Raw genomic sequence first — 7,484 nt, forward strand, 5'->3', positions numbered from 1 at the left:
CGCCAAGAGGGGTTATCATCACTTAACCGAACACCGGCAGCATCAGGTACAGCTTAATCACGATGGCGTTAGCGATATCGATAAAGAACGCGCCCACCATCGGCACCACCAAAAATGCCAGATGCGAAGGGCCGAAACGATCGGTGATCGCCTGCATGTTGGCAATGGCCGTTGGCGTCGCCCCCATGCCAAAACCACAGTGCCCCGCAGCCAGCACGGCAGCATCGTAGTTTTTACCCATCACGCGGTAGGTCACGAAGATGGCATACAGTGCCATGACCAGCGTCTGCACCGCCAGGATCGCCAGCATTGGCAAGGCTAGCGAAGCCAACTCCCACAGGCGCAGGCTCATCAACGCCATCGCCAGGAACAGCGACAGGCTCACGTTACCCAGTACGGAAACCGCACGCTCAAACACCTGGTAGAAGCCCGTTGCCGACAGGGTGTTACTGAGGATCACGCCGACAAACAGCACGCAGACAAAAGTCGGCAGTTCGAAGGCGGTACCATTCAATAACCCGGCAATAAAGTTACCGAGGCTCAGACAGATGGCAATCATGGCGATGGTTTCTACCATCACCAGCGAGGTGATCAGGCGGCCACTTTCCGGCTTTTCAAAGCCACTCGGCTGCACACTATCATCCGGTGTGCCTTCCGGCGTTGAAGAGTGTTTCACCAGATAGCGAGCCACTGGGCCACCAATCAGGCCGCCCAGCACCAGACCAAAGGTGGCGCAGGCCATGGCCACTTCGGTGGCATTCTCAAACCCATAGCGCTCGATGAACACCTTGCTCCAAGCTGCCCCGGTGCCATGCCCACCAGAAAGCGTAATCGAGCCCGCAATCAGCCCCATTAACGGATCCAGCCCCAGCATTTTCGCCATGCCGATACCGATGGCATTCTGTACCAACAGCAGACCCAGAACCACAAACAGGAACACGACCAATGCCTTGCCCCCTGCCCGCAGACGCGCCAGGTTGGCATTCAGGCCGATAGTGGCGAAGAAGGCCAGCATCAATGGGTCTTTCAGCGACATATCAAAGCCGATTTCCCAGTTCACCGTTTTCTTCAAAACCAAGAGCAGGACCGCCACCAGTAAACCACCGGCAACGGGAGCAGGAATAGTATATTTTCTCAGCAGAGGAATGGAGCGCACGCATTTGCCCCCAAGCAACAGGACCAGCGTGGCGGCAACTAACGTGCCGTAAGTATCGAGATGAAACATCTAGCTACTCCGTGTAGTAATTAAATCCAATAAATTAATAAGTTATAAAATTTACTCAGTTTTTTAACTTGATGAAGGGGGGATTAAAAGTAAAAACGGCTAATAACACAAGAAAAAATGAACGAAAATGCGACATTAAGGGGTTCAGCATCGCGAAAAATATTAATGCGCAACCGTTTGCTTTTGTGAAGCAGATCATTAAAATGCCTTCTTTGCCGCCTTTGGGAAAGCCACACCATGTCCAGCCAAACCGCCGAGCTTGATGCCGCGCAAAAAGCATCAGCCCCCGTTTCACACAATAGTGAACTGATTTACCGCCTGGAAGACCGCCCGCCGCTGCCGCAAACGCTGTTTGCCGCCAGTCAGCATTTGCTAGCGATGTTTGTTGCCGTGATCACCCCGGCCCTGTTGATCTGCCAGGCGCTAGGCCTGCCAGCGCAGGATACGCAGCACATCATCAGCATGTCGCTGTTCGCTTCCGGTTTGGCCTCGATACTGCAAATCAAAACCTGGGGCCCGGTGGGGTCTGGCCTGCTGTCCATTCAAGGCACCAGCTTTAACTTTGTCTCACCGCTGATTATGGGCGGGCTGGCGCTGAAAAACGGCGGCGCAGACGTGCCCACCATGATGGCTGCGTTGTTTGGCACCTTGATGGTCGCCTCTTGTACCGAAATCCTGCTGTCGCGCGTACTGCATCTGGCACGACGCATCATTACCCCGCTGGTCTCCGGCATTGTGGTGATGATTATCGGCCTGTCGCTGATTCAGGTCGGGCTGACCTCTATCGGTGGCGGCTATGCGGCGATGGGCGATCACACCTTCGGCGCGCCCAAGAATCTGCTGCTGGCAGGCGCGGTGCTGGTAGTGATTATTCTGCTTAACCGCCAGCGTAACCCTTACCTACGCGTCGCTTCGTTGGTGATCGCCATGGCCGTGGGTTATCTGCTGGCCTGGGCCATGGGCATGTTGCCGGAAACCGAACCGGCCACCCAAACGACCTTGATCACCGTTCCTACCCCGCTGTATTACGGCCTGGGCTTTGACTGGAACCTGTTGCTGCCGCTGATGCTGATCTTTATGGTCACGTCGCTGGAAACCATCGGTGATATCACCGCCACCTCCGACGTTTCTGAACAGCCGGTCAGTGGCCCGCTATATATGAAGCGCCTGAAAGGCGGTGTGCTGGCCAACGGCCTGAACTCGATGCTGTCGGCGGTGTTCAACACCTTCCCGAACTCCTGCTTTGGTCAGAACAACGGGGTGATCCAGCTGACCGGCGTTGCCAGCCGCTACGTCGGTTTTGTGGTGGCACTGATGCTGATCCTGCTGGGGCTGTTCCCGGCCGTTGCCGGTTTTGTGCAGCATATTCCTGAACCGGTGTTGGGCGGCGCGACCATCGTGATGTTTGGTACCATTGCAGCCTCCGGCGTGCGTATCGTTTCCCGTGAGAAGTTAAACCGCCGCGCCATCATGATTATGGCGCTGTCGCTGGCCGTCGGTATGGGGGTTTCCCAACAGCCGCTGATCTTGCAGTTTGCACCGGACTGGCTGAAAACCCTGCTTTCTTCCGGTATCGCCGCCGGTGGTATCACCGCCATTGTGCTGAACCTGCTGTTCCCACCAGAAGAAAAATAAGCACTTCCCGCAGCAAACCAACGGCCATTGGCAAACCGCTACTGGCCGTTTTTTTATTGTCTTTCAGGCCATTGCCCTTGAGCTGGCGGGCTAATTGCGGCATAAACAGGGTATCTTTTCTGTCCGCTACGGATCCACACGATGAAATTTATCGGAAAAATATTGATCACGTTGCTGCTGCTGATAGTGCTGGCCATTGTGCTGCTCTACGTAGTGGGGCAAACCCGCTGGGCCGCAGGCTGGTTGAGTCACTGGATCAGCGATCGTGGTGATTACCAACTGTCGGTAGAAAAAATAACGCATTCGTGGAGCAAACCAGGGCAGCTCAGCCTAGAGGGCGTAACCCTCGCCCGAGCCAACCAACCGCAACTCTTGGCGGCCAAGCAGGTCGATATGGCTTTCAGCCTGCGGCAAATTACCGAGCCACGCTATTTCGATAGCATCACGCTACGCGACGGCACCTTAAACGTTCAGCCTTTGCAGGGCGCACCGCTGCCAATACAGGCCGATGTGCTGCAACTGAGCAATATGGCACTGCAATCTAATGATGAGAGCTGGCAGCTTAACGCGCAGAAGGTCAATGCCGGGATCAACCCGTGGCAGCCAACGGCAGGCCATTTACTCGGGGATAACAATCAGTTCCAGTTCAGCGCCGGTTCGATGGTGGTCAACGGTATTCCGGCCTCGCAGGTGTTGATCCAGGGCGAAATCAAACAAAACCAGCTGGTATTGAGCGACTTTGGTGCCGATCTGGCACAGGGCGATCTCACCGGTGTAGCCAGCCGAGCTGCCGATGGCAGTTGGTTGGTTGAACGGTTGCGGCTAAGCAACGTCCGCCTGCAAGTACCAATGACGCTAGAACAGTTCTGGGACCGCTTCACGACGTTGCCACCCATTACGTTGAAACGCTTTGATCTGATTAACGCCCGCCTGGAAGGTAACGCTTGGGCGGCGAACGATCTCGATCTGTCGATGCAAAATATCACCTTCCAGCAAGGGGATTGGAGCAGTCAGGATGGCGCGATCAACTTCACCGCCGACGACCTGATCAATGGCAACTTCCATCTCATCGACCCAATTATGGATATGCAGCTCTCGCCAGCGGGTATTGCCATTGGCCAGTTCAGCACCCGCTGGGAAGGTGGATTGCTGCGTACCACCGGCAACTGGCTGCGCGCCAATAAGCGCCTGCAACTTGACGAGGTGGCAGTCTCTGCGCTGGAGTACACCTTGCCTAGCAACTGGCGTGAACTCTGGTTACAGCCGCTGCCAAGCTGGCTGGCGGAGGTGTACGTCGCCAAGATGAACACCAACCGTAACCTGATCATCGATATCAACCCAGATTTCCCCTTCCAGCTCACCTCGCTGGATGGTAACGGCAGCAATCTGCTGTTGGCGAGTGACCATCAGTGGGGGATTTGGTCCGGCTCGCTGAAACTCAATGCCGGTGGTGCCACCTTTAACAAGATCGACGTGCGCCGCCCTTCGCTGGCGTTGGATGCGGATGCACAGCAGATCAACGTTACCGAGCTGAGCGCCTTTATGCCCGATGGCCTGTTGGATGCCAAGGCCAACGTCAGCCAACTGCCTGGTAAACCGTTCACCCTATCCCTTAACGGGCGCTCGGTGCCTGTGAATACCTTGCAACAATGGGGTTGGCAGCATGTGCCGCTGGAGGGTGATGGAAATCTGCAGTTACAGCTGAAGGGATTACTCAATAGTGACGGGCCGTTTAAGGCGTCTTTGCGGGGCCAGTTGCAGGCTACCAGCAAGGATGGGCAGACACTGGAGCAGCAGGTACCGTGATAGGAAGGGATTGAACAATAGCCATCACCTATGTAGTAAATTAATGGTTATGGCTTTATAGTATGCATAAATATTGACCTGATAATTCAGGCAGTATAAGAATAGCTTTAATATCTATGAAATTTATCTCACAAATGGAAATAATGAGAATGAAATGGAACATTAAAAAAAATAAATTACTTGAGATTGTAACGCTATCTTTTCTACTTATGGGATGTTCCATAAGCAAGCACCCTTTATTCATAGGGGATTACTATAAAACTGATTTAAAAGAAATAGCATGCTATTATGACATGAAAGATAATCTTTACCCTTCACGCAGTCAGACATGCCTCTTCGGTAGTGATGTATTATTGGGAATATCATCAAGAAAAAACTATTTTAATGTGCAATTTTCATCACTGGATAGCACAGGATACTTTACGGTATATACCGTAGAACAGAAAGATGTCATCCCCCTAACTAACTTCTTGAATGACTTTATTTCTTGGTCAGAATTACCTGAACAGGAAAGATTATCAAAAGCGACTGCCTTCAATAATAGTTCAAACTCCAAAAGTGATATTGCCATCACCTCTGGGTTTGTTAATTACTCTTATATTAATAAAGGCCCGGTGAATAATGATGAAAAGTATCATAACAAGCCGGTTCTCATGTATTCCGCGAGGGTTCCATATTTTGGCATGAAGCTTGAGCGTGATTGGCTGATGACAAAGGAGGACGCTAAAAAATTGCTTGATTTTATACATAAAACTGCCAATTCAGTTTTTGAGTGAATTAGCTAAGACATAACTCTTGATTGGATATTTGAGGTATTTATTCAATTTGCTGAAGCTTAGCTTGATAATAAGAATGGTCAACTGTTTGACGCGATCTTTTTTCATTTTAGGATTTCCCTTCCACTTTACGCTTTTCTCGGAAGGGGCTCAACCAGTTCAGGTTCGACCTACTCGCCCTCTTCTGGGTTCTGACTGTTTCACCCACTCAATCTCTGCCTTTTTCAGATACACTCAGAGTGTTATTCTCCATAGTCGGCTACCTAAGAAGTATCCCAAATAGTAACCAGCAATTTATTAATCTTACCTAGACAAAACAATAATAGCTCAAACATCAATACCTGCATCTTTTAAAACTGATATAACATGTTGTGTTAAATGTTTAAGATCGTCATAAGCTAATGGGCCAAATTCTGGTTCATATTCAGCCATGTATTTTTCAACAGGTAGTTTGTAAACCTTTATCGCTTTATTTTTCATTTCGTGAACATGTTTAGGATAAATAACCCTATTTATGCCATGGCCATATTCTTTCTTCTGACCATCCATCACCCACTGAAGCTTTCCTTTATAAGAATCAATAGCTTTCTGTAAAAGCTCAATGATATTTGGATCTTCACTCTTGAATCTGAAACTCGTGGCAGGTGGTCTCGCAGATCTATCCTCCATAAACTCATCTTGACCTTTGAATTTAAATACTGGATATCTAGAATGGCAGCGTTGCCATTCTAGATCCCCTAGCTTTTCAATGACCGTAAACAGTTACTTTCCTTCTTCTGGTATCATTTTAACCCCTGTAGTTTATCAGAGATAGTTATTCCATCTGGATTAATCGCTTTAATGTGCTTTTCCCAATCACCTTTCAGAATAGGATTCAAGGAAACTCTAGGATCATAAACATAACTTTGGGGGCGGACTGGGTACGGCAGAACAGCGAGCTGATCATTGGCGGGAATTGGTTGAGCGAGTCTGGGATCACCGATGCGGAACAACTGGAGATCACCGCCGCACCCGGTGTGATCCGGTTGCAGCGGCGGGAAGATGGGGGATTTCAAGCGTATAAGCAAAGATCCCGGCACAAGGCCGGGATCTTTGCTCTTAACGAATACTTCTAGACATACTCTTTAGGAACATTTTTTATCTGTTCACCTAACGACCAATTTTCAGGCTTAGATTTTACTACATTCCATTTTGCACCATTTGACATCCATTTCTCTCTATAGCGCCGGATCCCCTCTAGGGTTGCATCTTCGTATCCAAATTCGACGCCACAACAATCACATATATCGAAGGTTGCATTTTTTCCGTCCTCTCCCCATGGGGCATCTAACTGCTCTGCCCCACAAACTCGACATATATAAAAATCATTCTTATTGTGCATTGAAATAGTCCAAATTTGTCTTAAACCCGTGATCCGCTGGATCGGGCCTGAACATAGTTCTAGGCACACCATCAGCTCTTTGTACTGCAAATGTATTCGTAGTTGGGTTGTAAAATACGGTTTCACCATTAGGACGGACTTTAGTCAGTGTTCCCGATGGTGGGTTATTAACAAAATTATGCGCCGCATCCACGTATTGCTTTGAATTTTGATATTCAGGAAACTCTTTTTTATGCTTATCCCAGTGGCCATAAGCATTAGAAACTGGCTCTTTTTTCTTGGTTTCCGATCATATCTGTTTATCTTTGGGTTTCCCAACGCCACCACTAAGGCCCCCGCCGCCGATAATGCCGCCGCCACCTTCTAACGGGTCAACTATCGCCTTACACGTCAGCGGGGTACATTTGCCCAGCGCATTATTCTCCACAACAACTTTATCCAGTGCGGAGCCCGTCATCGAACAGCATTTTTCATTGTACACTCAGCAGGTTACAACTACTTTTTCCCTGTGCATTCTGGCCCAGGCAACTTTTTGCCCAGACGCGTTTTTTCAGCCCGTTACGCCATTTTCCCCAACGCTGTTAAAGAGCAACCAACGCAGCATCATAGCAGCGCTTTTCGTCCCTGCCATTACCGCTTTTCGGGGTTTGGTGACGGTGGC

General features: G+C 50.0%; 7 protein-coding genes and 2 pseudogenes. 4 read left to right on the forward strand and 5 right to left on the reverse strand.

Going from position 1 to position 7,484, the window contains the following annotated elements; all coding sequences use genetic code 11:
- Nucleotides 1-22: 22 nt before the first annotated feature.
- Nucleotides 23-1,225, reverse strand: coding sequence for a sodium/glutamate symporter (gene gltS / locus WN53_RS07485; protein ID WP_037411300.1), 1,203 nt, complete (start codon nt 1,223-1,225; stop codon nt 23-25).
- Between the two features lie 237 nt (nt 1,226-1,462).
- Here gltS and WN53_RS07490 point away from each other — a divergent pair, with 237 nt between their 5' ends.
- From WN53_RS07490 to WN53_RS07500, 3 genes are all read left to right on the forward strand, one after another.
- On the forward strand, nt 1,463-2,860 hold the full coding sequence (locus tag WN53_RS07490) for a nucleobase:cation symporter-2 family protein (RefSeq protein WP_024482949.1): 1,398 nt from the start codon (nt 1,463-1,465) through the stop codon (nt 2,858-2,860).
- A 141-nt stretch (nt 2,861-3,001) separates the two neighbouring features.
- The gene (locus WN53_RS07495; RefSeq protein WP_046808037.1) at nt 3,002-4,666 is read left to right on the forward strand and encodes an AsmA family protein; all 1,665 of its coding nucleotides are present in this window, start codon (nt 3,002-3,004) and stop codon (nt 4,664-4,666) included.
- Between the two features lie 149 nt (nt 4,667-4,815).
- The gene (locus tag WN53_RS07500) at nt 4,816-5,442 is read left to right on the forward strand and encodes a hypothetical protein (RefSeq protein ID WP_158645267.1); all 627 of its coding nucleotides are present in this window, start codon (nt 4,816-4,818) and stop codon (nt 5,440-5,442) included.
- A gap of 327 nt (nt 5,443-5,769) precedes the next feature.
- Here WN53_RS07500 and WN53_RS07505 read toward each other — a convergent pair whose 3' ends face one another.
- Complete coding sequence (locus WN53_RS07505) at nt 5,770-6,111, reverse strand: hypothetical protein (RefSeq protein ID WP_024482951.1); 342 nt, start codon at nt 6,109-6,111, stop codon at nt 5,770-5,772.
- Nucleotides 6,112-6,347: 236 nt separating this feature from the next.
- On the opposite strand from WN53_RS07505, the pseudogene WN53_RS07510 reads away from it, so the two are divergent.
- Nucleotides 6,348-6,557: pseudogene (locus tag WN53_RS07510) on the forward strand (hypothetical protein); the annotation flags it as partial.
- Here the strand turns inward: WN53_RS07510 and WN53_RS07515 are convergent.
- The 3 genes and pseudogenes from WN53_RS07515 to WN53_RS28585 form a co-directional block, all read right to left on the reverse strand.
- Complete coding sequence (locus WN53_RS07515; RefSeq protein WP_024482953.1) at nt 6,554-6,823, reverse strand: hypothetical protein; 270 nt, start codon at nt 6,821-6,823, stop codon at nt 6,554-6,556. The pseudogene WN53_RS07510 and the gene WN53_RS07515 overlap by 4 nt on opposite strands.
- Nucleotides 6,813-7,112 (reverse strand): annotated as a pseudogene (locus tag WN53_RS29115) (VENN motif pre-toxin domain-containing protein); the annotation flags it as partial. The gene WN53_RS07515 and the pseudogene WN53_RS29115, both read right to left, overlap by 11 nt.
- On the reverse strand, nt 7,113-7,280 hold the full coding sequence (locus tag WN53_RS28585) for a hypothetical protein (protein WP_158645268.1): 168 nt from the start codon (nt 7,278-7,280) through the stop codon (nt 7,113-7,115).
- Nucleotides 7,281-7,484: the final 204 nt, after the last annotated feature.

This window comes from Serratia fonticola (assembly GCF_001006005.1).
In the GTDB taxonomy this organism is placed as follows: domain Bacteria; phylum Pseudomonadota; class Gammaproteobacteria; order Enterobacterales; family Enterobacteriaceae; genus Chania; species Chania fonticola.

Coding starts and splice junctions, on each gene's coding strand:
- gltS (WP_037411300.1), bottom strand. CDS start 1,225: ATGTTTCATCTCGATACTTACGGCACGTTAGTTGCCGCCACGCTGGTC.
- WN53_RS07490 (WP_024482949.1), top strand. CDS start 1,463: ATGTCCAGCCAAACCGCCGAGCTTGATGCCGCGCAAAAAGCATCAGCC.
- WN53_RS07495 (WP_046808037.1), top strand. CDS start 3,002: ATGAAATTTATCGGAAAAATATTGATCACGTTGCTGCTGCTGATAGTG.
- WN53_RS07500 (WP_158645267.1), top strand. CDS start 4,816: ATGAAATGGAACATTAAAAAAAATAAATTACTTGAGATTGTAACGCTA.
- WN53_RS07505 (WP_024482951.1), bottom strand. CDS start 6,111: ATGGAGGATAGATCTGCGAGACCACCTGCCACGAGTTTCAGATTCAAG.
- WN53_RS07515 (WP_024482953.1), bottom strand. CDS start 6,823: ATGCACAATAAGAATGATTTTTATATATGTCGAGTTTGTGGGGCAGAG.
- WN53_RS28585 (WP_158645268.1), bottom strand. CDS start 7,280: ATGACGGGCTCCGCACTGGATAAAGTTGTTGTGGAGAATAATGCGCTG.